This is a genomic window from Arthrobacter sp. NPDC056493, from assembly GCF_042795115.1.
In the GTDB taxonomy this organism is placed as follows: Bacteria; Actinomycetota; Actinomycetes; order Actinomycetales; family Micrococcaceae; genus Arthrobacter.
Genome location: NZ_JBHTSL010000039.1, coordinates 1 through 25530, shown reverse-complemented (window position 1 = coordinate 25530; position 25530 = coordinate 1). Strand labels below are relative to the sequence as shown.

The window sequence follows — 25530 nt, the reverse complement described above, 5'->3', positions numbered from 1 at the left end:
CCCCCGAAAGGGAGCAGGCGGGGCCTCTGCGTTGCGCCCTCCAGATCGCATGACCGGCCCGGACCCGCTTAACCGGCCTCGCGCGCGGCCGGTTGTGCTGGGGAGGGCCGGTTGTACCGTGTGTGGGGATGGGGGCAGCGAGGTCTGAAAGTACTGTTTCACTAATAGTGAACCCTCCTGTGATCCAGGGCACAGGGGGTGTTGAATCAGCACATGTCAACTGAAGATGCAGCGATCCTGCCTGAGCAACCGGCGACCCCTTTCCACGACCTCGACCACTACCTCGCGATCCCGCGCGTCAGTGGCCTGGCCCTCAGCCCCGACGGCCGGCGGCTGGTGACCACGGTGGCCACGCTCAACAGCAAGGGCACTGATTACGGAACGGCGCTGTGGGAGCTGGACCCGGCGGGCCAGAAGCAGGCCCGCAGGATCACCCGCAGTGCCAAGGGCGAAGCCGGCGCCGCGTTTGCGGCCAACGGCGATGTCTACTTCACGTCCGCCCGGCCGGATCCGGACAAGGAGGCCGACGGCGATCCCGTCAGTGCGCTCTGGGTGCTCCCGGCTGATGGCGGCGAGGCCCGCGTCGTGCTGTCGCGCGCCGGCGGCGTGGACAAGGTCATGACGGCCAGGGACGCCACCGCGGCCTTCGTGACCGCCTCCGTTCTTGCCGGCTCCCGCGACGAGGAGGATGACGCCGGGCGACGCAAGAGCCGCAAGGACAACAAGGTGGCGGCCATCCTGCACACCGAATACCCGGTGCGCTACTGGGACGCGGACCTCGGCCCTGCCCAGCCGCGGCTCTTCGCGGTGGAGCCGGGGACGGGTCAGGAACCCGGCAAGCCCGCCACCGTGGACAGCACCGCGCCCCTCACCCTGCGCAACCTCACGACGCAGGCAGGGTCCCGCCTCCGGGAAGCCGTCACGGTGATCAGTCCGGACGGCAAAACCCTCTACACCAGCCTGGTGAAGCCACTGCCGAAGGCGGACCTGCGCTCGGTCCTCGCCGCCATTGACGTTGCCACGGGGGCGCTCCGGGTGCTCCTCGATGAGGACGGCATCAACTTCTTCCCCGGCCCTGTCAGCCCCGACGGTGCCTCGCTCGCCGTCGTCAGTGAAAGCGACACGACCCCGCAGCAGGCCCCGCAGGTCCGGCTCCACCTCCTCGACGTTTCCGGGGAAGCCGGGCCGGAGGACCTGCAGCCCCTGGCTCACGGGTGGGACCGCTGGCCCCACCCGGAGGCGTGGCTCCCGGACGGCTCCGCCCTCCTGGTTACGGCGGACGACGACGGCGCGTCGCCGGTTTTCAGGGTCAACGCGGCGGCAGGTGCCGCCCGGGGGAGCGTCACCCGGGTGACGCCGGACGCGGCGGCCTACACCGACGTCGTCGTTTCACCCGACGGGCGCAACGCCTACGCGCTGCGGAGCTCGTACGAGTTCCCCGCCGAGCCGGTCCGGATCGACCTCGGCACCGGGGACGTAACGCGGCTGCCGTCCCCGGCGGAGCGGCCGCAGACGGAAGGGGCACTGGAGCGGGTGGAGACGACGGCCGCCGACGGCACCCGCGTCCCTGCCTACCTGGCCCTGCCCGCCGGGGCTTCCGCCGAGAACCCCGCGCCGCTGCTGCTGTGGATCCACGGGGGCCCGCTGGGATCCTGGAATGCCTGGACCTGGCGCTGGAACCCATGGCTGCTCACGGCCCGGGGCTACGCCGTGCTGTTGCCGGATCCTGCTTTGTCCACGGGTTACGGCCAGGATTACATCCAGCGCGGCTGGGGCGGCTGGGGGAAGGCGCCGTTCACGGATCTCATGGCCATCACTGATTCGGTGGTGCAGCGGCCGGACATCGACGAAAGCCGCACCGCCGCGATGGGCGGCTCCTTCGGCGGCTACATGGCCAACTGGGTGGCCGGCCAGACGGACCGCTTCAAGGCGATCGTGACCCACGCCAGCCTGTGGGCCCTGGACCAGTTTGGACCCACCACTGACGCGTCGCAGTACTGGCTCAAGGAAATGACGGCGGAAATGGCGCTGGAGAATTCCCCGCACCTGCACGTGGAGAAAATCCGGACGCCCATGCTGGTCATCCATGGCGACAAGGATTACCGGGTGCCCATCGGGGAAGGACTGCGGCTCTGGTATGAGCTGCTGTCCAAGTCCCAGCTCGCCTCCGACGGGAACGGCCAGACCAGCCACCGGTTCCTCTTCTACCCGGACGAAAACCACTGGATCCTGCAGCCGCAGCACGCCAAGGTCTGGTACGGCGTGGTTGAACACTTCCTGGCCAGGAACGTCCTCGGCAAGGACATCGCGCTGCCGGCGGATCTGGGCCTATAGGAGGCGGTGATGGCGCCCCCCGTAAGATGGGGCCTGTGACTGACTCCTTCACTGTTCGCCCCGCCCGGACCAGCGATGTGGCTGCCATCAAGAGACTGGTGGCGCCGCTGGCGGAAGAGCGAATACTGATGGCCAAGGAGACGGTGGCCTATTACGAGAGCCTGCAGGAATTCCTGATTGCCGAGTCGGCCGCGGGCGAGGTCATCGGCTGCGGCGCCCTTCATGTCATGTGGGAGGACCTTGCGGAGGTGCGCACCCTGGCGGCCTCGGATGCGTGGCGCGGCAAGGGCGTGGGGCACGTCCTGGTCGAGAGCCTCCTGAAGCAGGCCGGGGCGCTGGGCGTCTCGCGGGTGTTCTGCCTGACCTTCGAGGTGGACTTCTTCAAGCGGCACGGCTTCGAGGTGATGGCTGACCAGTCGGCGGTGGACCCGCAGGTCTACTCCGAGCTGCTGCGCTCGCACGATGAAGGCGTTGCCGAGTTCCTGGACCTTGCGCGGGTGAAGCCCAACACGCTCGGCAACACGAGGATGATCAAGGCTCTCTAGCGCCCGCCCCGACCTCCTCGCGGCCGGGCTCCTCGCGGCCGGGTTCCTCGCGGCCGGGTTCCTCGCGGCCGAACTGCGGTTCCGTGTGCCCTTCCGGGTGGATGCCGCGGGGTTCGGACCGGTGGCCGCGCCTCCAGTCCGGCGGCTGCAGCTTCGGCAGGACCTTCGCCACGGCCAGCGCGGCATAGATCACCGTATTCACCGCCACGAAGGCCGCCATGACGCGGAACCAGCCGGTGAATAGCAGGGCTTCGGGGAGAATCGCCCCCGCGGGTACTGCCAACCCGGCTGCTGCGATCATGCTCCGCCTGCCTTTGCCAGGTGCTTCCAGCTGGCCTCCCGGCCCGCGGACATGTCGATGATGCCCTTCACGTAGACCACATTGAGGAACATGTCGAACACCAGTTCCGGGATGACGGTCAGGGCGAGGAGGCGCGCTGGCCAGCCTCCGCGCCAGACGGTGACCATCCGCTCGAAGGAGAAAAGAACGCCCAGTCCCAGCCAGAAGGGGAACCAGATCCAGGTGTCGAGCGCGAGCACCGTCAGGAGAATCAGCAGCAGGTAGGAACTCAGGGCGATGACGCCGTAACCAAGGCCGAACTGCTGGGCCCAGTACCGGGCGGCCGGCGGTGTCAGGCCGTAGGCACCGAGGTTTTCCAGGGCGCCGCGCTGCCACCGCAGCCGCTGGGCCCAGAGGGTGCGCCACGTTGGCATGAGCTCGGTGACCACTGCGCATTCCGACGGCGAGACCATGAGCCCGCCGAGCGACTTCAGTGCGATGGTCAGCTCGTTGTCCTCGGTGAGCGCCCAGGTGTCGTAGACATCCCCGGCCACGCCGGGCAGGACCTTGCCGCGGTTCTCCGCCACGGCCCGCAGCGCGGCCGGCCGAAACACCGATGCCGTTCCCGTGAGCACAAAAACCCGGCCCCGCCGGCGCCGCATGTCCCGCGCGTACCGGATGTACTCGTTGCGCTGGAACTGTCCGAGCAGCCCGTGCCCCTGCTCGCCGTAGAAGAGCCCGCCCACGGCCATGAGGGCCCTGTCCCGCGTGAAGTGTCCGATCGCGCAGGCCAGGAACCCGTCGTCGAGCAGCGTGTCAGCGTCCATCACCATGACCAGATCGTTGTCGCCCTGGCCGGGGAGCAACCGGTTCAGCGCCTGGTTCAGGGCGCCGGCCTTCTTTTGGCTGTTGCGCACCGTCTCCAGGACCTCGACGCCGGCCGCGCGTGCAACATCTGCAGTGGCGTCTGCGCAGTTGTCCGCCACGACGATGACCCGCTGCGGCGGGTGCGACTGGGCGAGAAGCGATGCAAGCGTCGAAGGCAGGGATGCGGCTTCGTTGTGCGCCGGGATGAGGACCGTGAGAGTGACCGGCCCGGCGTAGACGCCCCTGGTTTTCGCCATCACGATGCGGGGCGCCAGCGGCTGCGCCGGGTTTGCCGAACGCCGCGATTTGAGGGAAATGTGCCGGTCGGCCAGGGCGATTCCGGCAATGAGCAGGAAGGCGACGGCGATCGCCGTCGTTAGCAGCCACGGCGCCGGGGCCTCTGCGACGTAAAGTACGCCCCAGATCCCCAGCAGCATGCCGCGGCTCGGGGCGGTTACCGCCGTCGGCACGGTGGCGGTGACGGCCAGCCACAGCAGCGCGGCTGTCCCTGCCGCCGCCAGGGCGATCAGCACCCCGGCGGTTTTCTGCAGCGTGCGGTGGGGTTTGATGGCTCACTCCATCCGGTGCGGATTGACGTGGTCGGCGACCTGACCTACGCGATCGTTGCAGTGCCGTCCCGGTTTTGCCGCGGGAAGTGATCAAGATCCGCTCAAAGTTGCACCACAATATTCCTTCTGTTTTATCAATTTGTTGGATAAACTATCGGAGAACCGGAAGGGACAGCATTGGGGGCTGTCCCTTCCGCCGTTTCTGAACTACCGCGGAGCCGGTGCCGGTAGTAGGGTCAAAGCACATCCTGACCGATGTCAATGAAGCACCGAGAGCCCAGGAGCCGGCCGTGAAAAAGCTCATTAATGATCCCCGCGCTGTTGTCGATGAATCCGTGGAAGGATTCGGTCTTGCCCATGCAGACCTAGTGACCGTCAGCGCCGACCCGAAGTACGTCACCCGCAAGGATGCCCCCGTTGCCGGCAAGGTCGGCCTGGTGTCCGGCGGCGGCAGCGGGCATGAACCGCTCCACGCCGGCTTTGTGGGACGTGGCATGCTCGACGCCGCTGTGCCCGGCGCCGTGTTTACCTCACCGACACCCGACCAGATCATCCCGGCCACGCTCGCAGTGAACTCCGGCGCAGGCGTTGTCCACATCGTCAAGAACTACACCGGCGACGTCCTGAACTTCGAGACGGCGGCCGAGATGGCCCAGGCCGAGGGTGTGGAAGTCCGCACCGTGCTCGTCAACGACGACGTCGCAGTGGAGGATTCGCTGTACACGGCAGGCCGCAGGGGGGTGGGTGGCACCGTGCTGGTGGAGAAGATCGCCGGGGCTGCGGCAGAGCGCGGCGACGGCCTTGACGCGGTGGCGGCCATCGGCGACCGGGTGAACCAGAATGTGCGGACCATGGGCGTCGCACTCACGGCCTGCACGGTGCCCCATGCCGGTTCGCCGAGCTTTGACCTCGAGGACAACGAGATCGAAATCGGCATCGGCATCCACGGGGAGCCGGGCCGGCACAAGATCGCCATGGAAAACGCCGACGGCATCACCAACCGCCTGCTGGAACCGATTCTCAGCGACCTCGGAGCAGCGTCGGGGGAGAAGGTGCTTCTGTTCGTCAACGGCATGGGCGGCACTCCGCTGAGCGAGCTTTACATCGTCTACCGCCGTGCCGCCCAGATCCTTTCGGAGCGGGGCCTCACGGTGGAGCGTTCCCTCGTTGGGAATTACATCACGTCCCTCGAGATGCAGGGCTGCTCCATCTCTGTGCTGCGGCTTGACGACGAGATGACTGCCCTCTGGGATGCGCCCGTGCACACGCCCGCCCTGCGATGGGGCGTGTAGCAGTGGGGCTGGACGTGACCTGGGCCGTCAAGTGGCTGACGCTGTCCGCCCAGGCGATGGCGGAACACAGGGTGGAACTCATCGAGCTGGACAGGGCCATTGGCGACTCTGACCACGGCGAAAACATGGACCGCGGCTTCCAGGCGGTCCTCGACAAACTGGCCGAAAACCCTCCCGATACCCCCGGTGCAGCACTCAAGCTGACGGCCATGGCACTGATGTCGAAGGTTGGCGGGGCCGCCGGGCCGCTCTACGGCACGGCGTTCCTGCGGGCCGCGACCAGCCTGGGTGATGCCGCGAATGTGGACGCCGCGGCGCTCGCCGCTGCGCTCACGGCGGCGCGGGACGGCATCGTGGCCCGGGGGAAGGCCGAGTCGGGCGACAAGACAATGGTTGATGCCTGGACCCCGGCAGCTGACGCGGCGGCAGCAGCCGCGGCCGACGGCGACACGCTCGCAGTGCTCATCGCCGCGGCGGAGGCAGCCGAGGCGGGCGCCGTGGCAACTGATCCGCTGGTGGCGCGCAAGGGCAGGGCCAGCTACCTCGGGGAGCGAAGCGCCGGCCACCGGGACCCCGGTGCGGCGTCGAGTGCCCTCATTCTCCGCGCCGCTGCAGGAGCCGCCGCATGACGGTGCGGATCGTGGTGGTTTCGCACAGTGACAAGATTGCCGACGGCGCCGTGGAACTCGCGGCCCAGATGGCGCCGGATGTGATCATGGTTCCCGCCGGTGGAACCTCTGACGGCCGGATCGGCACCAGCATGGAAAAGGTGCTTGCGGCACTGGAAACTGCTGCTGGCGCCGACGGCGTGGTGGTGCTGACCGATCTGGGGTCGGCCGTGATGACGGCGGAGTCAGCCATGGAGTTCGCCGAGGGCGGCACCCCGGTGCTTCTCGCCGACGCCCCGATTGTGGAGGGCCTCGTGGCGGCCGCGGTGGCGGCCCAGGGCGGTGCCAGCGTTCATGCCGTCCGGCGCGCCGCCGAGGCCACGCACGGCTATCCCGCGTCCCGTCCCAAGGCCGAGGACCACCTCGCCGCAGGGGTCCAAACGGCAGGCGTCCAGGCCGGTGGCGGCCGGGCTGCCTCCGGTCCGGCTGCCTCCGGCCGGGCTGCCTCCGGTCCGGCGACGGGAGAGCCTGACGTTCCGGCGGCCCCGGATGCCAGCGGCGATTTCGCGCTCGTCAACCTTGCAGGCATGCATGCCCGGCCGGCAGCCAAGATAGCCGGCGGCCTCTCGGCGCTGGATGCGGATGTGACCGTGAACGGGGTGGACGGCGCCTCCATGACGGGGCTGATGACGCTGGGCGCCGGCAAGGGATCGGTCCTGCACGTGGAAGCGTACGGCCCCGACGCCGAGCGGGCCGTGGCGTACGTGGCGGGCCTGGTCAGGGACGGTTTCGGGGAACCCTGAGGGGCCATGCCGGGCTGGGCAGGCCAGGCAGTCTCAAGCCGGCTACCTGTCCTGCCTGAGGCCCGCAGCGTCCAGTACAACGGAGGCGGAGACAAACCGTCCGCACTGCTCGCCGAACGGGTAGCTGGCCCTGGGATCGAAGCGCAGAGTGCGCGTGGGCATCGGCTTGCCGGTGGTGTTCGTGCCGCTTGCCGTGACGACGATGGGGGAGTCGCCCAGGGCGTCCAGCTCCAGCATTCCGCGCAGGGTGCCGTCCGGCTTGGCCGTCGCGGAGCACGCGCCGTCGGGCCTGGAATCATCGGCGCAGCCTTGGTCTACTGCTATGGAGCCCGGCACGAGGTGGAGGGTTCCCTCCTGGCATCTGCCGTCCTGGCAGGCTCTCAGGTGCAGCGTTTTCACGTCGGGCGAGTAGCCGGCCGCCACCGTGACGGCGACTCCGGGCACCTGGCCGATCGCCGGGCACGCCGTCTCGAAAGCATGGCAGCCCGAGATGAGCGCCGTCGTCGTGATTGTGGCCAAAAGTACCCCTGCCTTGCCCATACTTCAGGGTAAATCCGCACTTCGGCGGCGGAACCGGCCGGCGCAAACTGGCGCCCTCATCGTTATCGGGGTCGCCGCGGTGGGTGCCGAATTGAGACCAAAAGACCGCAGGGCGGGCGGTGTCCCGAAGGTCAGGAGGGCAGCCGGTAGCCGCCTTGGTGGAGTTCGGCCAGACCGTCCGCCAGGAGGCCCGCCAGCGCCCGTTCCAGCTGCTCCGGCGCGCAGTTCAGCCGGTGCAGGGCAGCAAGCGGGACTCCGATGCCGGCGGCTTCGAAGCCGAGGTCGGCCGGGGCCTGCTGGAACATCTCCGCCGGCACCGGCGCGTCGGCCAGCCGGAGGACGGCCATCATGCCGCCGCGGACCTGGCGGTCTGTGCCGTGCCACGCCTGGCCCTTGGGCGTGTACGACGGCGGCGGCTCGCCGGCGGCGAGCCAGGCGCACCGGTCGCGTACCGGGCAGGCCGCGCACTTCGGCGCCCGCGCCGTGCACACCAGCGCCCCCAGCTCCATGACCGAAGCGTTCCAGCGGACGGAACCGCCGGCGTCGGACGGCAGCAGTTCCGCGGCGAGCCGCATCTCCGCGGCCGTCAGCGCGGGCGCGGGCAGGGCGGCGCCGGAAAAGAGGCGGGCGTGGACGCGCCGGATGTTGGTATCCACCACCGTCTCGCGGCGCCCATAGGCAAAGGCGGCGACGGCGGCCGCTGTGTAGCTGCCCACGCCCGGCAGGCCGAGCAGCTCGGCGTAGTCCGACGGGACCTCGCCGCCGTGGTCGCGTTCGATCGCGACGGCCGCGCCATGCAGCCTGAGCGCCCGCCGCGGATAACCCAGCCGGCCCCAGGCACGGACCGCCTCACCCGCGGCTTCCCGGGCCAGCGAGGCAGGCTCCGGCCACCGGCGCAGCCACTCTTCCCAGACCGGCAGCACGCGGACCACCGGGGTCTGCTGCAGCATGATCTCACTGACCAGCACGCCCCAGGGCGGGCAGTCGGCCGAGCGCCACGGCAGGTCGCGGGCCTCGGCCTCGAACCAGTCCTCCAGCGTGGAGTGGACGTCGGTTAACTCGGGGTAATCGGTTGTGGTTTTGATGCCAACACTCTAGTTGAAAACCCCGACGGCGGTTCCCGGCCGGGCGCCCTCAGCTTGCCTCCTGCTCCACGGGAGGCAGGCCCTCCCGCCGTCCGGGCAGCCGCCTGACATGGCCGTGCAGCGTTTCACCGCCGCGGCCGTTGGGCGCGGGAACAGCAAGGGCAACCACGAAGCTGGCACTGTTCGGATCCTCCACTGCGCGGATGGTCAGGCTGCGGGTTCCTTCCGGTATAGAGGGCGCAAAGAACTGCAGCTGGCGGGAGCCGACGGTGGCCACCTCATCCAGCTTGTACTTTGTGCCAAAGTGGTCATGGATAACGATTTCGGGGGTTTGCGGCTCGTCGTCATTGACTGAGGCGAGATGCAGGTTCACCACGATTCCGGTGTCCCAGATCTCAACCGCAAGCACCGTGAACTCAGTCCCCTGGCTCTGATGTTTGCCAAACGTCAGCGGCAGAAGGACGCGTTCGAGGTGACCGCCAGACACGTGATCTACCATCAGTGGTCCTCTCCAACTCGGCCCGGTAAGTGGTAACCGGGATTCAATTTTAGTAAGCGTGCTGACAGTTGTCACCCGAATTTACGTCACGAATTGGACATGGTGGGGCTGGGGCGGCGTGGTGGTGCGCCAGAAACCCGGCCGTTCCTTAGCCTAGGAGGATGGGCAGGCAAGACACTCCGAACTCCGGCGCGGGCCGGAACCGGTCACCAAAAACGGCGGCACAGAAATCGGCAACGGGGAAAACGGCGCCCCGCGCGGGGCGCAAACCTAGCCCCGCCGTGTACCGCCGTCGCCGGCTCTTTGCCGGAGTGGCGCTGCTGCTGGTCCTGTGCCTGATCGCCGGCGGTGTCGCAACCCTGACCAGCCTCCTCGGTGGCGCCCAGCAGGCCTCGTCGGCCCAGGACTCCACCCAGGATGCTTCCGCGGAGGGCACCGCCCAGACTGGCGCCACGCCGTCGGCCAGCCCCTCGGCAACCCCCTCCGCGTCGCCCACCTGCGACCAGAAGCTGGTCACGGTCAAGGCGACCACAAACAAGACGTCCTACGCCGCGGATGAAAAGCCGGTGCTGAGCCTCACGGTCACCAACGGCGGAAAGCTGCCGTGCAAGGTGAACATCGGCACGTCGCAGATGGACTTCCTGGTCACCAGCGGCTCGGACCGGGTTTTCTCATCCGCCGACTGCCAGGCCGCCAGCACGGATCTGGTCAAAACCGTCGCGCCCGGCAAGAGTGAAACCGCGAACTTCCCGTGGCCGCGCAACCGTTCCGTGCAGGGTTGCGAGAAGGTGCCGGAGGGCGCGGTTGCCGGCGGCGGCTATTACGTATTCATCGCGAAGCTTGGTGCGAAGGTCAGCCCGCCGACGGTCTTCCAGCTCAGCTGACGGTCCAGCCCGATCGGTTGCTCCGTAACGGCCCTATTGGGTGCCCAAAAGGGCTGGGCCCACGCCGGCAGGGTTCCCTGGCCGAGCTTGCGAGGCGAGGGTACCGGTGGGGAGGAGCAATCGACGGGATTTACAGGAACCTGTCCAGCAGGCTGGCTTCGGCCATCCGGCTGAGGCCCTCGCGGACCGTGCGGGCGCGCTGGTCGCCGATGCCGTCCACCGTCATCAGGTCGTCGATGGTCGCGGCCATGAGGTGCTGCAGTCCGCCGAAGTGGTCCACCAGCCTGTCCGCGACGGCCTTGGGAACGGCCTTGAGCCCTGAAAGGAGCCGGTACCCCCGCGGCTGCACCACGGCGTCGAGGGTGTCCACGCCGCCGGCAAACCCGATGATTCCGGCGATCTTGCTGAGGTCGATCAGTTCGGTGGGGCCAAGGTTGAGGAGCGCGCTGACCGCGCCGTCGATGTCCTCCGGGGAAGCGTTCGGCCCCGCGTAGTCACGGATGATGATGTCGCTGCCCGGACCGCGGCCCACGGTGAGCTCGTCCAGCTGGAGGGACAGGAGCCTGCCGTCCTCGCCCAGCTCCAGCACGTACTGCGAGATCTCCTCGGAGATCCGGCGCACCATCTCCTGGCGCTGCAGGGTCACCGCCACGTCGCGGACGGTCACCATGGCCTCGATTTCCAGGGCGGACAGTGAGCTGGTCACCTGGTCCAGGCGGGAACGGTACCGTTCCAGCGTGGCCAGGGCCTGGTTGGCGCGGGCAAGGACCTTTTCGGAGCCCTCGAGCACATGCCGCAGCCCGTTGACGTACAGGGCGATGATCTGCATGGACTGGCTCACCGAGATCACGGGAACGCCGGTCTGGATGGCTACGCGTTCGGCGGTCCGGTGCCGGGTGCCGGATTCCTGGGTTTCGATGCTGGGGTCCGGCACGAGCTGGACGGCCGCCCGGAGGATGTTTCCGGCGTCCCTGTCGCAGATGATGGCGCCGTCCATCTTGGCCAGTTCGCGGAGCCGGGTGGGTGAGAAGTCGATGCCGATGTCGAAGCCGCCCGAACAGATGGAGTCGATGGTCCGGTCCGAGCCCAGCACGATCAGCGCGCCGGTGCGTCCGCGGAGAATGCGTTCCAGGCCGTCCCGCAGTGCGGTCCCCGGGGCCACCCTCCCCAAAGTCGCCTTGAGCGATTCTTCAGGGCTGCGAGCCATAGATATTCCCTTCAAAGGTGCAGGCGGGGCCTGCAGGTTTGCCGGTTTTCACTAGTCCGCCGGCAGGATCAAAAGTAGTCGGTTTCCCGCATGCACCATCCTAGGGGTACATTACCCCAGCAACCGCACGGGCAAGCCTTAAAGTGCCCCGTCAGCGGCCTGCGGAACGGGCATCCGGAGTGCGTCCGACGACGGTTGGCTGAGGGGCACTTTTGGGCCGCCTTGGGTGCGGATTCCGGCCCTGCGATAAACTTGGAGCCTTGGCTGGCAGGTTCCGCCGCCACATTCCTCAACCAGGATCCCCCGCGGATCGCAGTGAAAGTAGCACCGTGTCCCAAGAAGTGCAGAGCCCCGCCCGAGTGCACGAGATCCACAAGCAGGCCTCGCGGCGCCGGACGTTCGCAGTTATCTCCCACCCGGACGCCGGCAAGTCCACGCTCACCGAGGCCCTGGCGCTGCACGCCAAGGTGATCGGCACCGCCGGCGCGTCCAGTGGCAAGGCCAACCGCAAGGAGACGGTCTCGGACTGGATGCAGATGGAGAAGGACCGCGGCATTTCAATCAGCTCGGCCGCCCTGCAGTTCTCCTACCGGGACACCGTGATCAACCTGCTGGACACCCCCGGCCACGCCGATTTCTCCGAGGACACCTACCGGGTGCTCGCCGCCGTCGACTGCGCTGTGATGCTGGTGGACGCGGCCAAGGGCCTTGAGACGCAGACCATGAAGCTGTTCGAGGTCTGCAAGCAGCGGAACCTCCCCATCATCACCGTCATCAACAAGTGGGACCGCCCCGGCCTGGACGCGCTGGCCCTCATGGACGAGATCACGGAGCGCACCGGGCTGCAGCCCATGCCCCTGACCTGGGCCGTGGGCATCTCCGGTGATTTCCGCGGCGTCTGGGACCTGCGCAACGACAGGTTCGCCCGCTTCCAGCGGAACAACGCCGGCGCCAGCATCGCCCTCACCGAATACTTCACGCCCGACGAGGCCGCTGAAAGCCAGGGCGGAAACTGGACGGACGCCGTGGACGAGGCGGGTCTGGTCATCGAGTCCAACCTCGCCTTCGACGTCGAGAGCTTCCACGCCGGCAAGGCCACCCCCATCCTGTTCAGCTCCGCGGCGCTGAACTTCGGCGTCAAGGAACTCCTGGACGCCCTGGTGGACTTCGCCCCGCCGGCCGCACCCAGGCCGGACATCGAGGGCACCCCGCGGGCCGTCGAGTCGCCGTTCTCCGGCTTTGTCTTCAAGGTCCAGGCCGGCATGAACAAAGCCCACCGCGACCACGTCGCCTTCATCCGAGTCTGCTCCGGCGTGTTCGAGCGCGGCATGGTGGTCACCCAGACCCGGACCGGAAAATCGTTCGCCACGAAGTACGCGCAGCAGGTTTTCGGCCGCGAACGCGAGGTCATCGACGAGGCCTACCCGGGCGACGTCGTGGGCCTGGTCAACGCGTCCTCGCTGCGCGTGGGGGACAGCCTGTTCCTCGAGGAAACCGTGGAGTTCCCGGCCATCCCGCTGTTCGCCCCCGAGCACTTCCAGGTTGCCCGTTCCAAGGACCCCAGCCGCTTCAAGCAGTTCCGCCGCGGCATCGAGCAGCTCGAGCACGAGGGCGTCATCCAGGTGCTCCGCTCCGATGTCCGCGGCGACCAGGCGCCCGTGCTGGCCGCCGTCGGACCCATGCAGTTCGAAGTGGTGGAGGACCGCATGGCGCACGACTTCAGCGCGCCGATGCGCCTGGAACGCCTCCCGTACTCCATGGCCAGGATCTCGACGGCGGACGCCATGCCGGCGCTGGCCAACGTGCCCGGCGCCGAGGTGCTGCTGCGGTCCGACGGCGAATACCTGGCCCTCTTCAACGACGTGTGGGCCCTGCGCCGCATCGAGAAGAACCACCCCGACCTCACGCTGGTACCCATCGGGACGCACAACCCCGCAAAGTAGCTGCACCACCGCGGGGCACCAGCTCCCGGACGCTCTCCCAACCAACGAAGCAAGGTATCGCCGTGTCCACAAACCAGCCGTCTGCAGCAACACCTGTTCCGGGATCAGCCAGTGTTCCAGGAGGAGCCAGGGTCGTCGTGACCGGCATGGGCTCCATGAACCCGCTCGGGGCGACTGTGGCCGAGACGTGGGAGTCGATGCTGGCCGGGCGCTCGGGCATCGCTGCGCTGGAGGACGGCTGGGCCGAGGCTCTCCCGGTGCGCATCGCCGGGCGGGTCACGGCCGACCTTGGCGGGTTCCTCAGCACCCGCGAGCTGAAGCGGATGGACCGCTGCGGGCAGCTGGCGCTCGTGGCCTCCCGCGAAGCCTGGGCGCAGGCGGGGAAGCCGGGCGTCGAACCGGAGCGGCTCGCCGTCGTGATCGGCTCCGCCTACGGCGGCATGGACACCGTGCTCGCCCAGGTCAGGGAGTTGGACAAAGGCGGCCCGCGCAAGGTTTCGCCGCACACCCTGACCCGGCTCATGGTGAACGGGCCGTCCGCGTGGGTTTCCATCGACCTCGGTGCCAAGGGCGGGGCCCGCACTCCCGTCAGCGCCTGTGCGTCCGGGGCCGAGGCGATTGCCCAGGGTGCCGAAATGATCAGGTCCGGGGCGGCCGACGTCGTGATTGCCGGCGGCGTTGATGCCTGCGTTAACGACCTGATCATCAGCGGTTTTTCCCAGATCCGGGCGCTCTCCACGCGCAACGACGATCCGGAGCGGGCCTCGCGGCCGTTCGACCGGGACCGCGACGGCTTCGTGCTGTCCGAGGGGGCGGGGATCGTGGTCCTGGAAAGCGAGGATTACGCACGTGCCCGGGGCGCGGAAGTGCTGGGCGGCATTGCGGGGGCAGCTGTGACCTCGGACGCGAACGACATCGTGGCAGCCGATCCGGACATGCAGGTGCGGGTCATGGAGAAGGCCCTCGCCTCCGCCGGCCTCCGCGGAACGGACATCGGGTTCGTGCATGCGCACGCCACCTCGACGCCGGTGGGAGACCGGCTGGAGGCGCAGGCCATCAAGGCCATTGCCGGTGACCAGGTGCCGGTGACCTCCACGAAGTCGCTCACCGGTCACCTGCTCGGCGGAGCAGGCGCGCTGGCCGCGATCGCCACGCTGCAGGCACTCCGGACCGGCGACCTGCCCGGCACCTACAACGTGGCGTCCCTTGATCCCGAGGTGGACCTCAACGTCATCACGGGCACCGTCAGCGGCAGCACCGCGACGGCGGGACTCGTCAATGCCTTCGGGTTCGGCGGGCACAGCGCGGCGCTGGTGGTCACCCGCGCCTGACGCTAACGCTTCCTGGTCCGCAGCAGGGCGGCGGTCCCTGCGGCCAGGCCCAGCAGGCCTGCGCCGAGACCGGCAATGCCGAAAGTGTTGTCCGCGGCCGTGACCGGAGTGGTTGATGACGCCGCTGCGGTGTCTGCGGCAGTGTCCGCAGTGGCCGTGTCTGCAACGGGAGCCGCCGAGGCAGCCGCCGCATGTGCATGCTCATCCGCCCCGGCGGTGGTGACGAACGACGGAACCGGGTGCTCGGGCTCGGCCTGCCCGGCGGTTTCGGGCTGGTTCCAGTTCACCACCGTCCCGTCGGAGTAGGTCTGTGCAGCCGGCAGGGCCACGGTGGTGCCGGCCTCCGGAAGCCGGCCGACCGAGATGGAGAACGTCTGGTACTCATGCTGCCCAAGCTGATGCGCCGCATCGGCAGTCCAGGTGACCGTGGCGGCGGCCTTGGTGATCTTTGCCCCTTCCACGGTGACCGGAGCAGGCAGGGCGGCCTCGGTGATCTTCGCCGTCCAGCCGTCCAGAGGCTTGACCGAAACGGACGTGAACGGCGTTGCCGTAGGCAGCGTGACAGTGACCTTGATGGTCTTGGCGGTTTCGGACTCGTTGGGCACCCGAAAGGTCAGCTGCGAGAAGCCGCCGGCCGAGGTTGAGGCCGGGTCCACGTGGACGTGGGCGGATGCCGAGCCGACGCCAAGGGCCATGAGGCCGGCCGCCGCCGCTGCGACGGTGGCGGTTTTCAGGGCAGAAGTTTTCAGAGCACGGGTTTTCAGTGCAGAGCTTTTCAGAGCACGGATGTTTGAGGTGGTCATGACAGGGCCTTTCGCGGGTGCCGCCGCGCTCGTGCCGAGGGGCAGCTGGGGGTGATGGATGGTCAGGCAGCGTCCCGGCACCCCCTCCGCAGGCTGGCCAGCCATGCGCGGGAGAGTTTACTGAAGGGTGCGCGGGAGGGCAGCCCGGGGCGGACCGCGAAGAGTGTCGTGCCGCAGGTTGCGGCGGAGGGCCGCGACGAAGACCGTTGGCCAGGCCGCAGGGCAGTGGCTGGCGGGGATGAACCCGGTGGGCCGGGGGAGCCGGACCAGCGGGCGGAGCCACGCCAGGAGCTGCCACAGTGCGGCCTCGCCCCTCCGCGTCAGCCAGGCCGTAGCCAGCGTGGCGAGGACGTGCCCTGCCAGCATGGCGGGTGAGTTGGCACCGTCACTCATGGGCATGGATTCCATTGCGGCCGTGCAGTCCGGGCCCACGTGCCCGTAGTGCGTCAAGCCGCCGGGCAGCGGCAACTGGGCAAGCTGTAACTGGGGCAGCGGCAGCTGGGGCAGGCAGGAAGCGCCGGGGGAGAAGGCAGTGAAGGCCGTGTGCAGGGTGAGCTGGCCGGAGCCGAGCAAACCGAACAGGGCGGGGAACGATAACTGCCGCCGTGCGAGCCAGCCGGCCGGGGCCAGCAGGAACGCTGCCGCCACGGCGAGTATTCCGGTGTCCGGAAGCTGCCCGCCACCCAGCACGTGGCCCGCCACGGCCAAGGAGACCGCCACCGCGGTGACCAGGGCTGCGCGGAAGAGGCGCAGGGGACCTCGGAGATCCATCGGTGCCTCCCTCCATCAGGCCCGGAGCTGCTGTGCCACCCCGACCGTAAGCGCGGCAGCGTGGGAAAACCTTGGGTAATGCCCCGGTTGGTTAGTGCTCTGGGCGGCCCGGAAGGGTGGTCCGGAATGGTGGTCCGGAATGATGGTCCGCAATGATGGGGCCCGGGGCAGCGGCCGGGGCTGCCCGTAGAATTGCGGTGACGCCCGCGCAGCCCGTCGATCATATGGAAAGGACCGCTGATGATGCCCCGTGCCTCGTTCCGGCTTTTCCGTACCGGGCTGATCGGTTCCCTCGTTATCGGGTTTGCCGCCGGCGGGCACCTTGCGGGCGGCGGCCAGCTTCCCTCAGCGGCCATCCTGGCAGCGCTGTTCGCCGTGACACTGGTTCCCGTCGCCGCGCTGACGCGGTTCCGGCTCTCCTGCCCTGCCTTGGTCGCATTGCTTGGTGCCGGCCAATCCTGGCTGCACTGGGCCTTCGACGGTCTGGGCAGCGCGGGTGCCGCCGCGCCGGCGTCCGCTGCACTGGTGCCCGGCCATGCCGACCACCCGGGCCACGCGGGGGGAGCGTTGGATCCGGCTTTCCTAAGCCCCGCCGCGGCCGGAAGTGCCCACACTGCGGCACCGGACGCCGTCATGTTCGCTGCGCACGCCGTGGCTACCCTGTGCGCCGCCGTCCTGCTGGCCCGCGGGGAACGGGTGCTGGCAACGCTTGGCTCATGGCTGCAACCGCTTTTCGGCCGGCACGAACCGGCAGTTATCCTTCCTGCCCGCGTCCCGGCGCCCTTCCCGGCTCCGGCCGTCCTCCCGCGGACGCGCGCCGGCGTGCACCTGCCAGCCCGGCGCGGGCCGCCGCTGCCTTTGGCCGCCTAGACGGGTTCCTTTCAGAGCGGGCCGTCCCCTTGAGGACGGTTCCGCTTCCCAGGCAGGGTCCGACGGCGGCGTGCAACTACCTGCCCGTGTCGCCTTGAAGGCGCGCGGGTCCCTGACTGATTTTCCTGAAAGGCACTACCCCCATGAACACCTCCATCCGCCGTACCCTCAAGACCGCAGCAGCCGCTTGCCTTACAGCCGGTCTCTTTGCCGCCGGTGCCTCCGCCGCTTCCGCGCATGTCTCGGTTGATCCCTCCGCGACCGCCGAGGGCGGCTTTACCAAGCTGACGTTCAGCGTTCCGAATGAGTCCGAGACGGCCAGGACCAACCGGCTGGAGGTCAAGCTCCCCACCGACACCCCGCTGACCTCGGTCTCCGTGAAGCCGATGGACGGCTGGAAGGCACAGGTGGTCACCACCACCCTGCCCAAGCCCGTGGAGGTTGCGGGCGCAACGGTCACCAAGGCGCCGACCAGCGTGATCTGGACCGCGGATGCCGCCCACCAGATCGGGCAGAACGAATTCCAGACCTTCACGCTGTCCGTCGGCCGGCTCCCGGCAGCGGGCACCACCCTGATGCTGCCCGCGGCCCAAGGCTACACCGACGGAACCACCGTGAACTGGGCCGACGCTGCCGAGGCTGAACACGGCCACGCGTCCGCGACTTCCTCCTCCGGTGCTTCGACGGCCTCCTCCGCACCGGCCGCAGAAGCGGAGGAGCACCACCCGGCGCCGTCGTTCGTGGTCACCGCGGCCGAGTCCGGTGCAGGGTCCGCAACGGCGACGCCGGATGCAGCGCCGGCCGGCTCGGCAACGGAGGGCGGAGAGTCCAACGGCGGCCAGGCTGTCGGCTGGATCGGCCTGGTGGCGGGTCTGCTTGGCCTCGCCGCGGGCGCCACGGCCCTGGCCCGCACCCGGGCAGTCAAGAAGTAGCCCCGGCACTCCACCCAAAAGCAGCCCGCACCGTCCCTTGGAAGCGCCAGGGGACGGTGCGGACCACTTGTGAACGGATGCTCAGGGTTTGCCGATGAGCAGGTCCAGGACTTCGGTCAGGTGTCCGACTTCCCTGACAGAAAAGCCGGCCGGGACCGGGCCGGGACCGGTGGGGCTGGCGGGAACGACGGCGTGCGTGAAGCCAAGCCGGTGGGCCTCCTGGATGCGCTGGTTGATTCCCGGCACGGGACGCACTTCGCCGGCCAGGCCCACTTCACCGAAGGCGATGAGGCGCTGCGGCAGCGGTTTCTTCTCCTTCGCGGATGCCACCGCCAGCGCGATCGCCAGGTCGGTAGCTGGCTCACTGAGCTTTACGCCGCCCACCGTGGCGACGTACGAATCGTCCTTCTGAAGCTGGCGGCCGGCACGCTGCTGCAGCACAGCCATGAGCATGGCCACCCGCGAACTGTCCAGGCCACTGGTGGCTCGTCGCGGCTGTGAGTTCTGGGTCTCGGCAAGCAGGGACTGCACCTCGGCCAGGAGCGGCCGGCGGCCCTCCATTGTGACCGTGATGCAGGTGCCGGATACGGGTTCCTTGGTGCGGGTGACGAACAGCCCGCTGGGATCAGCGAGGCCAAGGATGCCGTCCTCGGTGAGGTCGAAGCAGCCGACGTCGTCGGTGGGCCCGTAACGGTTTTTGACCGCGCGCAGCAGGCGGAGGCGGGAGTGGCGCTCGCCCTCGAACTGGCACACCACATCCACCAGGTGCTCCAGCAGGCGGGGCCCGGCGATGGAGCCGTCCTTGGTCACGTGCCCCACCAGCAGCGTGGTCATGTTCCGGCGCTTCGCCGCGGAAATGATCGAGGCGGCCACCTCGCGGACCTGGGAGACACCGCCGGAACTGCCCTCCACGTCCGCGCTGCTGAGCGTCTGCACGGAGTCCACCACCAGCAGCTTCGGCTCCACTTTCTCCACCTGGCCGAGCGCCTGGCCAAGGTCGGTCTCCGCGGACAGGTACAGGGTGTCCGCGATGGCGCTGATCCGCTCCGCCCGCAGTTTCACCTGGGCCGCTGATTCCTCGCCGGTTACGTACAGGACGCTCTGCCCGGTCCGGGCGAACTTGGCAGCGACGTCCAGCAGCAGCGTCGACTTTCCCACACCGGGCTCGCCTGCGAGCAGGATGACGGCGCCGGGCACCACGCCGCCGCCGAGCACGCGGTCCAGTTCGTCCACGCCGGTGGGCAGGTATGCGGCGGCGGTGGCGTCGACCTCGGCAATGGGGCGGGCGGGCTCCAGAACTGTGGTGGCCGCCGTCGTACGCGCTACCGCGGCGCCGGTTTCCTCAACGGTGCCCCACGCCTGGCACTCACCGCACCGGCCCACCCATTTGACCGTGGTCCAGCCGCATTCCGCGCATTTATAGCCCGGCGTCTTGGAAACCCGGGAAGTCTTTGTAGCCATTGCTCCACAGTATCCGGCGGCTGTGACATTACAGCGGGGGGAGGAGGTCGCGCGCCTCGCGGGAATCGATGCCGGTGGCTTCGAGCAGGTCCACCATGAGCGGCCGGAACAGCATCACGACGGTTTCGCCCTCGAGTTTTTGCACTTTCAGCATCCTGGGATGCAGCCGGCCGGCGATGTCGCCGAGGTCCTGCCGGGCGCTGCGCAGGTGGGCGTGCCGGGCACCCTCCTGTACCTCAGCGAGGCCGAGTGAAAGTTCGTCCACGGCGGCCGCAGTTTCAAGCAGGACCTCGGCGATGTTTTCGGTGGCCTCGTCCGACAAGGCGGCGTGGTTGATGGAACTGGTGAGCCGGCGGGCGAAGACGCGGCTGTTGCGCAGGGCAAGGTCGATGTACTCGAGCGACTGCTCCAGCCGGTCCAGCTCGTCCCGGTGCCGCCGGTAGGCGGGCGCCAGCGTAGCCACCTCGCCGGATGCCCGGAGCGAGTGCCGCATGGCGTCCACCAGCGGCTGGCTGTTCCGTCCCCGGACCAGGGCATGCCACGCGCGGGTGGAGTCGCTGTCGACCAGTGCTGCGGCGCATTCCCGCAGCACTTCGGCGAGTTCATGGAGCAGCTTCCGGACGTCCTTGCGCGGTTCCCGGCGTGGATCCTTGGGCGCCAGGATGGTGACCAGCAGCGCCACCACGCCCCCCACCACGGCGTCGATGCTGCGGGTGAAGGGGCCGCCGGCCGGCGCCGGAAGCAGCACCACAAGCAGCGATTGCAGCGCCAGTTGCGTGGTGAAGATGTTGCCGCTGTCCAGGAAGCGGGCCAGCAGGATGGAGGTCAAAAGCACGACGGCGGCCTGCCAGATCCCGGCGCCCAGCCAGTGGAGCAGCATGTCGCCCACCGCAATGCCGATGGTGCAGCCCAGGCCCACCTCCATCACCCTCCGCATGCGCAGATCGCGGGAGAAACCGAGGGCAATCAGGGCGGACGTGGCCGCAAACAGCGGCCCGGTATGGCCGAGGACGAACTCGGCGAAGGCATAGGCACCAACGGCGCCGAACGTCATCTGGATCGCAGGGACCAGTGAATTCCGGCTCCGGACCATCCCTGTCCTGATCCGGCCGCGAAGGAAGCGTCTGCTGGCGGAGAGTCCGGTCTGGGGCATGGCTTCAGTCTATGGCCGGAGCCGTCGCGGACCGGGAACCACAAGGGCCGCCGTCGCGGTTGGCGGCGGCGGTCCTTGTGGTTTTGGATGAGCTTCTGTTGGTCGGGTTAGCCGTTGATGATTTGGGGGATGCCGAGGTGTTTGAGGCCTTCGGTGCCGAATTCGAGGCCGTAGCCGGATTGTTTGGCGCCGCCGAAGGGGATGCGGGGGTCGACGGCGCCGTGTTTGTTGATCCAGACGGTGCCGGCCTGGATGCGGGATGCTACGTCGCGGGCGGCGGGGAGGTTGGGGGACCAGACGGAGGCGCCGAGTCCGACGTCGAGACCGTTCGCCATGGAGATGGCTTCGTCGATGGTGGTGTAGCGGATGATGGGCAGGGCGGGGCCGAATTGTTCTTCGGTGACGAGGGGGTTGGTGTTGTCGATGTCGGCCACGAGGGTGGTGGGGTAGAAGTAGCCGGGCTGGTTCGGGTCGGGGTTGCCGCCGGTGAGGATCCGGGCGCCGGAGTCTTTCGCGGCTTGGACGAGGGTGGCGACGATGTCGTATTGGGCTTTGTTTTGGAGCGGGCCGAGGACGTTGTTTTCGTCCAGGCCCACGCCCATGGGCATGGTGTTGGCGACGGTGGTGAGTTCTTCGCAGACGGCGTCGTAGATGGTGTCGTGGACGTAGAGGCGTTTGAGCGCGGCGCAGGTTTGGCCGGTGTTGATGAACGCGCCCCAGAAGAGGTCTGCGGCGATGGTTTTGGGGTCGGCGTCGGGCAGGACGATGCCGGCGTCGTTGCCGCCGAGTTCGAGGGTGAGGCGTTTGACGGTATCGGCGGAGGAGCGAATGATGGCTTTGCCGGCGGCGGTGGAGCCGGTGAACATGATTTTGCCGATGGCGGGGTGTTCGGCGAGGCGGGCGCCGACTTCGCGGTCGCCGGCGATGGCGGTGAGGACGCCGTCGGGGAGTTCTTCGTTGAGGACCTTGATCAGGGCCAGGACGGAGAGCGGGGTCATTTTGGAGGGTTTGACGACGGCGGTGTTGCCCATCCGCAGGGCGGGGGCGATCTGCCAGATGGTGATCATCATGGGCCAGTTCCAGGGGCCGATGGCGCCGACGACGCCGATGGGTTTGTAGTGGAGTTCGGCGTAGGTTTGGCCGTCGTCGACGATGACTTCGGGGGTGAGTTCGGTGGTGGCGGTGGCGCGGAGCCAGGCGGCGCAGGCGCCGACTTCGAAGCGGGCGCCTGGTCCGTTGAGGGGTTTGCCCTGTTCGCGGGAGAGGAGCCAGGCGAGTTCCTCGGCGGAGCGTTCGACGGCGTCGGCGGCCTTGAGGAGCGCGGCGGACCGGGCGTCGTGGCCCAGGGCCGCCCAGGCCGGCTGGGCGGCTACGGCCGCGGCCACCGCGGTTTCGAGGTCCTCGACGGTGTGGACGGGCGCCTCGCCGACGACACCGCCGGTGGCGGGGTCGAAAATGGTCCGGCTAACCTCGCCGGAGCCGGGGGTGATGGACGCGAGGAGGGCATCGTAGGTTTCCAAGAGGTACTCCACTTCGAGTAGGAACGTGCGCTCGGCCGGGCGGCGAGGCGGGCATACCTAAGTGTTGTCCGCTCGCCGGGCCGCTGGCTTGTCTTTGGGTGCAGAACCCTTGACTTGGGGCGAACTGACGGTTGTGTGGAAGTGCAGGTCAGACGCCGGCGGCCGCCTTGTCAGCGTCGGCCGGAGCGGCCCGGCGCCGGTCAAAGACCGTGGCGCCCACCTCCTGCTCGGCCTGGTTGTTGATGCCCAGGTCGATGCCCTTGCGTTCCCGGATCACCAGGACGGCGGCCGTTGAAACGAGGGCCACAATGAGCAGGTAGACGGACACGGAGGCGGTTGTCCCGGTGGCCTGGACCAGGGCCGTGGCGATCATCGGAGCGAAGGCACCGCCGATGATGGCGCCGAGAGCGTAGGAGATCGCGACGCCGGAGAACCTGATGGAGGCGGGGAACAGCTCGCTGTAGAGGGCCGCCTGCGGGCCGTAGGTCAGGCCGAGCCCGACCGTGAACAGTGCGAGGCCAAGGAACAGCGCCCAGATGTTTCCGGTGTTCACCAGCCAGAACAGCGGGAACACCGTGACCATGAGGCAGCCGTAGCCGATGAGGTAAGTCTTCTTGCGGCCGATGCCGTCTGCCAGGTAGCCGGAGAGCAGCGTGAAAACGAACCACAGGGCAGCGGAGCCTGTAACTGCGAGGAGCACTTGCGTGCGGTCCATGGCCAGGCCGGCGGGATTGGCGGCGTAGCTGAGGATGTAGCCGCCGGTGGTCATGTAGCCCGCTGCGTTGTTGCCCGCGAAGACCAGTGCCGCGATGATGACCAGCAGCCAGTGCTTCCTGAACAGTTCGACAACCGGGACGCGGGTCTGCTGCTTCTTTTGGGCGATCTCCTCGAAAACCGGGCTTTCCTCCACGCTGCGCCGGACCATGAAGCCCACCACGATCAGAACGAAGCTGAGCAGGAAAGGAATACGCCAGCCCCACTGCACAAAGGCTGCACCGGGGGAGACCACGCCTGACATCAGGGCCAGCACGCCGGACGCCAGCAGCATGCCGAGCGGAACGCCCAGCTGGGGGAAGGCGCCGAACAGGCCGCGCTTGCCCCGGGGAGCATGTTCGACAGCCATCAGGACGGCGCCGCCCCATTCGCCGCCGGCCGAAATGCCCTGCAGGATGCGCAGGAGAAGCAGCAGGATGGGCGCCACGACACCGGCAGTCTCGAAGGTGGGCAGCACGCCGATGAGGGTGGTGGCGGCCCCCATCATGATCAGTGTGATGACCAGCATGGCGCGGCGGCCAAGGCGGTCCCCGAAGTGTCCGGCCAGGAAGGCGCCCAGCGGCCGGAACAGGAAGCTGAGTCCCACCGAGGCGAAGGAAATCAGGATGCCGATATCGGCGCCGGCGGGTTCGAAGAACAGTTTCGCGAAGACCAGGCCCGCGGCGTTGGCGTAGATGAAGAAGTCGTACCACTCGATGGTGGTTCCGATGATGGTGGCGAACGCTACGCGGCGGTCCGTTGCCGAGCTGCGCTGCCCCTGCTGGACAGTACTCAATGTTTTTCCTTGCTGTGGGGACACGTCGCTGTGTGGATATGGCGCTGTGTCAGTTGGTGTAGGGGTCGGCGATGCCGATGTACTGCGTGGTGGTGTATTCGGCGATGCCTTCGGTGCCGCCTTCGCGTCCGAGTCCGGACTGTTTGACGCCGCCGAAGGGTGCAGCTGCGTTGGAGATGACGCCGGCGTTGAAGCCGACCATGCCGAATTCGATCTGTTCGGCCACGCGCAGGAGGCGGTTGAAGTCGCGGCTGTAGAGGTAGGAGGCGAGGCCGTATTCGCTGGCGTTGGCCAGGCGGATCGCGTCTTCCTCATCGGTGAAGGTGGTGACGGGGGCGACGGGACCGAAGATTTCCTGGGAGAGGATGTCGGCGTCGTTGGGCACATCGGCCAGGACGGTGGGCTGGTAGAAGTAGCCGGGCCCGTCCACGGGGGACCCGCCGATGAGGGCGGTAGCTCCGGCGTCGACGGCGGCACTGACCAGGGCGTGCACATCGTCGCGGGCGCCGGCGTCGATCAGCGGGCCGACCCGGGTGGACGGTTCGGTGCCGCGGCCGGTGGTCAGGGCGCCCATGGCGGCGGCGAACTTCCGGGTGAACTCCTGGGCGACGGTTTCGTGGACGAGGAAGCGGTTGGCTGCGGTGCAGGCCTCGCCCATGTTCCGCATTTTGGCGGCCATGGCGCCCTCGACGGCCTTGTCCAGGTCGGCGTCCTCGAACACGATGAACGGTGCGTTGCCGCCCAGTTCCATGGAGGTGCGCAGGACGTTTTGCGCGGCGTCGGCCATCAGACGCTTGCCCACAGGGGTGGAGCCGGTGAAGGAGACCTTGCGGAGCCGCGGGTCGGCCAGCAGCGGCCCGGAGACCCCGGAAGCCGAAGCGGAGGGGACGACGTTGAGGACCCCGGCGGGCAGGCCGGCGTCGAGCATGGTCTGCGCGAAGTACTGGGCGGTGAGCGGGGTGAGTTTGGCGGGTTTGAGGACCATGGTGCAGCCTGCGGCGATGGCGGGGGCGACCTTGCGGGTGGCCATGGCGAGCGGGAAGTTCCAGGGCGTGATGAGCAGGCACGGGCCGACGGGCTTGTGCTGCACGAGGATCTTGTTCTTGCCCTCGGGGGTGGTGAGGTAGCGGCCGTAGTCGCGGACGGTTTCTTCGGAGAACCAGCGCAGGAACTCGGCGCCGTAGGTGACTTCGCCGCGGGCTTCGGCCAATGGCTTGCCCATTTCCAGGGTCATCAGCAGCGCGAAGTCTTCGGCGCGTTCGGTGACCAGGTCGAAGGCCCGGCGCAGGATCTCGGCCCGCACCCGGGGTGCCGTGCGGGCCCAGGAAGCCTGGGCCGAGTCGGCCGCGTCGAGCGCGGCGACGGCGTCCGCGCTGGTGGCGGAAGCGAGGGTGGCGAGTACCTCCCCGGTGGCGGGGTCGTGCACGTCGAACGTGCCGCCGTCGGACGCGTCCCGCCACTGGCCGTTGACGAGCAGGCCGGTGGGAACGGACGCGAGAAGCGCGGCCTCACGCTCCGGTGAGATGGCGGCCTGCGAGAAGGCAGGGGAGAGTACGGGCGAAGTGGTCATGCGGGGGTCTCCTCAATGGGAACGAGCCCAACTGACTCGCAGTTGTTGTCGTTTTGGGGGCTCAAAACGACAACAACTGCGAGTGAGTTGGGTGGGTCAGTAGCTGGCGGGGGT

The 25530-nt window shown here is 68.4% G+C and carries 23 protein-coding genes; 10 read left to right on the top strand and 13 right to left on the bottom strand.

All coding sequences use genetic code 11. The features are described 5' to 3' along the window. Positions 1 to 213: 213 nt before the first annotated feature. Complete coding sequence (locus tag ACFQ50_RS15740) at positions 214 to 2334, top strand: S9 family peptidase (protein ID WP_377996582.1); 2121 nt, start codon at positions 214 to 216, stop codon at positions 2332 to 2334. A gap of 35 nt (positions 2335 to 2369) precedes the next feature. Continuing rightward, positions 2370 to 2879, top strand: coding sequence for an amino-acid N-acetyltransferase (locus ACFQ50_RS15735; protein WP_377996580.1), 510 nt, complete (start codon positions 2370 to 2372; stop codon positions 2877 to 2879). Here the strand turns inward: ACFQ50_RS15735 and ACFQ50_RS15730 are convergent. Both ACFQ50_RS15730 and ACFQ50_RS15725 read right to left on the bottom strand, forming a co-directional pair. After that, complete coding sequence (locus ACFQ50_RS15730; protein WP_377996578.1) at positions 2866 to 3180, bottom strand: hypothetical protein; 315 nt, start codon at positions 3178 to 3180, stop codon at positions 2866 to 2868. The genes ACFQ50_RS15735 and ACFQ50_RS15730 overlap by 14 nt on opposite strands. Next, complete coding sequence (locus ACFQ50_RS15725; RefSeq protein WP_377996576.1) at positions 3177 to 4559, bottom strand: glycosyltransferase; 1383 nt, start codon at positions 4557 to 4559, stop codon at positions 3177 to 3179. Before ACFQ50_RS15725 ends, ACFQ50_RS15730 begins: the two co-directional genes overlap by 4 nt. 326 nt (positions 4560 to 4885) lie before the next feature. Between ACFQ50_RS15725 and dhaK the strand changes: the two genes are divergently transcribed. Genes dhaK through dhaM form a run of 3 tightly spaced genes read left to right on the top strand, consistent with a single transcriptional unit; the run spans position 4886 to position 7298 of the window. Beyond that, on the top strand, positions 4886 to 5887 hold the full coding sequence (gene dhaK, locus ACFQ50_RS15720) for a dihydroxyacetone kinase subunit DhaK (RefSeq protein ID WP_377996574.1): 1002 nt from the start codon (positions 4886 to 4888) through the stop codon (positions 5885 to 5887). A gap of 2 nt (positions 5888 to 5889) precedes the next feature. Continuing rightward, a complete protein-coding gene (gene dhaL / locus ACFQ50_RS15715) occupies positions 5890 to 6516 on the top strand; it encodes a dihydroxyacetone kinase subunit DhaL (protein WP_377996608.1) in 627 nt (208 codons plus the stop codon). Further along, on the top strand, positions 6513 to 7298 hold the full coding sequence (dhaM, locus tag ACFQ50_RS15710; RefSeq protein WP_377996572.1) for a dihydroxyacetone kinase phosphoryl donor subunit DhaM: 786 nt from the start codon (positions 6513 to 6515) through the stop codon (positions 7296 to 7298). Before dhaL ends, dhaM begins: the two co-directional genes overlap by 4 nt. Positions 7299 to 7340: 42 nt before the next feature. On the opposite strand, the gene ACFQ50_RS15705 is transcribed toward dhaM, so the two are convergent. The 3 genes from ACFQ50_RS15705 to ACFQ50_RS15695 form a co-directional block, all read right to left on the bottom strand. Beyond that, entirely contained in the window at positions 7341 to 7838 is a 498-nt protein-coding gene (locus tag ACFQ50_RS15705; protein ID WP_377996570.1) for a hypothetical protein, read from the bottom strand. 131 nt (positions 7839 to 7969) lie between these two features. Continuing rightward, on the bottom strand, positions 7970 to 8788 hold the full coding sequence (locus ACFQ50_RS15700) for an A/G-specific adenine glycosylase (RefSeq protein WP_377996568.1): 819 nt from the start codon (positions 8786 to 8788) through the stop codon (positions 7970 to 7972). A gap of 184 nt (positions 8789 to 8972) precedes the next feature. Next, positions 8973 to 9422, bottom strand: a complete 450-nt coding sequence (locus tag ACFQ50_RS15695; RefSeq protein WP_377996566.1) for a hypothetical protein — start codon at positions 9420 to 9422, stop codon at positions 8973 to 8975. A 161-nt stretch (positions 9423 to 9583) separates the two neighbouring features. On the opposite strand from ACFQ50_RS15695, the gene ACFQ50_RS15690 reads away from it, so the two are divergent. Further along, positions 9584 to 10306, top strand: coding sequence for a hypothetical protein (locus tag ACFQ50_RS15690; protein WP_377996564.1), 723 nt, complete (start codon positions 9584 to 9586; stop codon positions 10304 to 10306). A 130-nt stretch (positions 10307 to 10436) separates the two neighbouring features. On the opposite strand, the gene disA is transcribed toward ACFQ50_RS15690, so the two are convergent. Next, complete coding sequence (gene disA / locus ACFQ50_RS15685) at positions 10437 to 11513, bottom strand: DNA integrity scanning diadenylate cyclase DisA (RefSeq protein ID WP_306920444.1); 1077 nt, start codon at positions 11511 to 11513, stop codon at positions 10437 to 10439. A 329-nt stretch (positions 11514 to 11842) separates the two neighbouring features. Between disA and ACFQ50_RS15680 the strand changes: the two genes are divergently transcribed. After that, positions 11843 to 13456, top strand: coding sequence for a peptide chain release factor 3 (locus ACFQ50_RS15680; protein ID WP_377996562.1), 1614 nt, complete (start codon positions 11843 to 11845; stop codon positions 13454 to 13456). A gap of 146 nt (positions 13457 to 13602) precedes the next feature. Further along, positions 13603 to 14787, top strand: coding sequence for a beta-ketoacyl-[acyl-carrier-protein] synthase family protein (locus ACFQ50_RS15675; RefSeq protein WP_377996607.1), 1185 nt, complete (start codon positions 13603 to 13605; stop codon positions 14785 to 14787). 2 nt (positions 14788 to 14789) lie between these two features. Here ACFQ50_RS15675 and ACFQ50_RS15670 read toward each other — a convergent pair whose 3' ends face one another. Together ACFQ50_RS15670 and ACFQ50_RS15665 are read right to left on the bottom strand one after the other, a co-directional pair. After that, entirely contained in the window at positions 14790 to 15590 is an 801-nt protein-coding gene (locus ACFQ50_RS15670; RefSeq protein WP_377996606.1) for a YcnI family protein, read from the bottom strand. Between the two features lie 117 nt (positions 15591 to 15707). Next, a complete protein-coding gene (locus ACFQ50_RS15665; RefSeq protein ID WP_377996560.1) occupies positions 15708 to 16361 on the bottom strand; it encodes a hypothetical protein in 654 nt (217 codons plus the stop codon). A 240-nt stretch (positions 16362 to 16601) separates the two neighbouring features. On the opposite strand from ACFQ50_RS15665, the gene ACFQ50_RS15660 reads away from it, so the two are divergent. Together ACFQ50_RS15660 and ACFQ50_RS15655 are read left to right on the top strand one after the other, a co-directional pair. Beyond that, positions 16602 to 17231, top strand: a complete 630-nt coding sequence (locus ACFQ50_RS15660; protein ID WP_377996558.1) for a hypothetical protein — start codon at positions 16602 to 16604, stop codon at positions 17229 to 17231. Positions 17232 to 17374: 143 nt separating this feature from the next. Next, positions 17375 to 18163, top strand: coding sequence for a YcnI family protein (locus tag ACFQ50_RS15655; RefSeq protein ID WP_377996556.1), 789 nt, complete (start codon positions 17375 to 17377; stop codon positions 18161 to 18163). An 81-nt stretch (positions 18164 to 18244) separates the two neighbouring features. Here ACFQ50_RS15655 and radA read toward each other — a convergent pair whose 3' ends face one another. The 5 genes from radA to ACFQ50_RS15630 all read right to left on the bottom strand — a co-directional run bounded on the left by radA (position 18245) and on the right by ACFQ50_RS15630 (position 25416). Beyond that, positions 18245 to 19624 (bottom strand): DNA repair protein RadA, encoded by a 1380-nt coding sequence (gene radA, locus ACFQ50_RS15650; protein ID WP_377996554.1) that lies wholly within the window; start codon positions 19622 to 19624, stop codon positions 18245 to 18247. A 28-nt stretch (positions 19625 to 19652) separates the two neighbouring features. Then, positions 19653 to 20777, bottom strand: coding sequence for an aromatic acid exporter family protein (locus ACFQ50_RS15645; protein ID WP_377996552.1), 1125 nt, complete (start codon positions 20775 to 20777; stop codon positions 19653 to 19655). 107 nt (positions 20778 to 20884) lie between these two features. Then, positions 20885 to 22297 carry an aldehyde dehydrogenase family protein gene (locus ACFQ50_RS15640; RefSeq protein WP_377996550.1) on the bottom strand — a complete coding sequence of 471 codons (1413 nt, stop codon included), beginning with the start codon at positions 22295 to 22297 and terminating at the stop codon, positions 20885 to 20887. A gap of 148 nt (positions 22298 to 22445) precedes the next feature. Continuing rightward, entirely contained in the window at positions 22446 to 23846 is a 1401-nt protein-coding gene (locus ACFQ50_RS15635; RefSeq protein WP_377996548.1) for an MFS transporter, read from the bottom strand. Between the two features lie 49 nt (positions 23847 to 23895). Continuing rightward, positions 23896 to 25416 (bottom strand): NAD-dependent succinate-semialdehyde dehydrogenase, encoded by a 1521-nt coding sequence (locus tag ACFQ50_RS15630; RefSeq protein WP_377996546.1) that lies wholly within the window; start codon positions 25414 to 25416, stop codon positions 23896 to 23898. Positions 25417 to 25530: the final 114 nt, after the last annotated feature.

Excerpts from the sequence above, each read along its gene's own strand:
- ACFQ50_RS15740 (WP_377996582.1), top strand. The coding sequence starts at position 214 with ATGTCAACTGAAGATGCAGCGATCCTGCCTGAGCAACCGGCGACCCCT.
- ACFQ50_RS15730 (WP_377996578.1), bottom strand. The coding sequence starts at position 3,180 with ATGATCGCAGCAGCCGGGTTGGCAGTACCCGCGGGGGCGATTCTCCCC.
- dhaM (WP_377996572.1), top strand. The coding sequence starts at position 6,513 with ATGACGGTGCGGATCGTGGTGGTTTCGCACAGTGACAAGATTGCCGAC.
- ACFQ50_RS15705 (WP_377996570.1), bottom strand. The coding sequence starts at position 7,838 with ATGGGCAAGGCAGGGGTACTTTTGGCCACAATCACGACGACGGCGCTC.
- ACFQ50_RS15700 (WP_377996568.1), bottom strand. The coding sequence starts at position 8,788 with ATGCTGCAGCAGACCCCGGTGGTCCGCGTGCTGCCGGTCTGGGAAGAG.
- ACFQ50_RS15695 (WP_377996566.1), bottom strand. The coding sequence starts at position 9,422 with ATGGTAGATCACGTGTCTGGCGGTCACCTCGAACGCGTCCTTCTGCCG.
- ACFQ50_RS15690 (WP_377996564.1), top strand. The coding sequence starts at position 9,584 with ATGGGCAGGCAAGACACTCCGAACTCCGGCGCGGGCCGGAACCGGTCA.
- disA (WP_306920444.1), bottom strand. The coding sequence starts at position 11,513 with ATGGCTCGCAGCCCTGAAGAATCGCTCAAGGCGACTTTGGGGAGGGTG.
- ACFQ50_RS15675 (WP_377996607.1), top strand. The coding sequence starts at position 13,603 with ATGGGCTCCATGAACCCGCTCGGGGCGACTGTGGCCGAGACGTGGGAG.
- ACFQ50_RS15670 (WP_377996606.1), bottom strand. The coding sequence starts at position 15,590 with ATGACCACCTCAAACATCCGTGCTCTGAAAAGCTCTGCACTGAAAACC.
- ACFQ50_RS15665 (WP_377996560.1), bottom strand. The coding sequence starts at position 16,361 with ATGGATCTCCGAGGTCCCCTGCGCCTCTTCCGCGCAGCCCTGGTCACC.
- ACFQ50_RS15660 (WP_377996558.1), top strand. The coding sequence starts at position 16,602 with ATGATGCCCCGTGCCTCGTTCCGGCTTTTCCGTACCGGGCTGATCGGT.
- ACFQ50_RS15655 (WP_377996556.1), top strand. The coding sequence starts at position 17,375 with ATGAACACCTCCATCCGCCGTACCCTCAAGACCGCAGCAGCCGCTTGC.
- radA (WP_377996554.1), bottom strand. The coding sequence starts at position 19,624 with ATGGCTACAAAGACTTCCCGGGTTTCCAAGACGCCGGGCTATAAATGC.
- ACFQ50_RS15645 (WP_377996552.1), bottom strand. The coding sequence starts at position 20,777 with ATGCCCCAGACCGGACTCTCCGCCAGCAGACGCTTCCTTCGCGGCCGG.
- ACFQ50_RS15630 (WP_377996546.1), bottom strand. The coding sequence starts at position 25,416 with ATGACCACTTCGCCCGTACTCTCCCCTGCCTTCTCGCAGGCCGCCATC.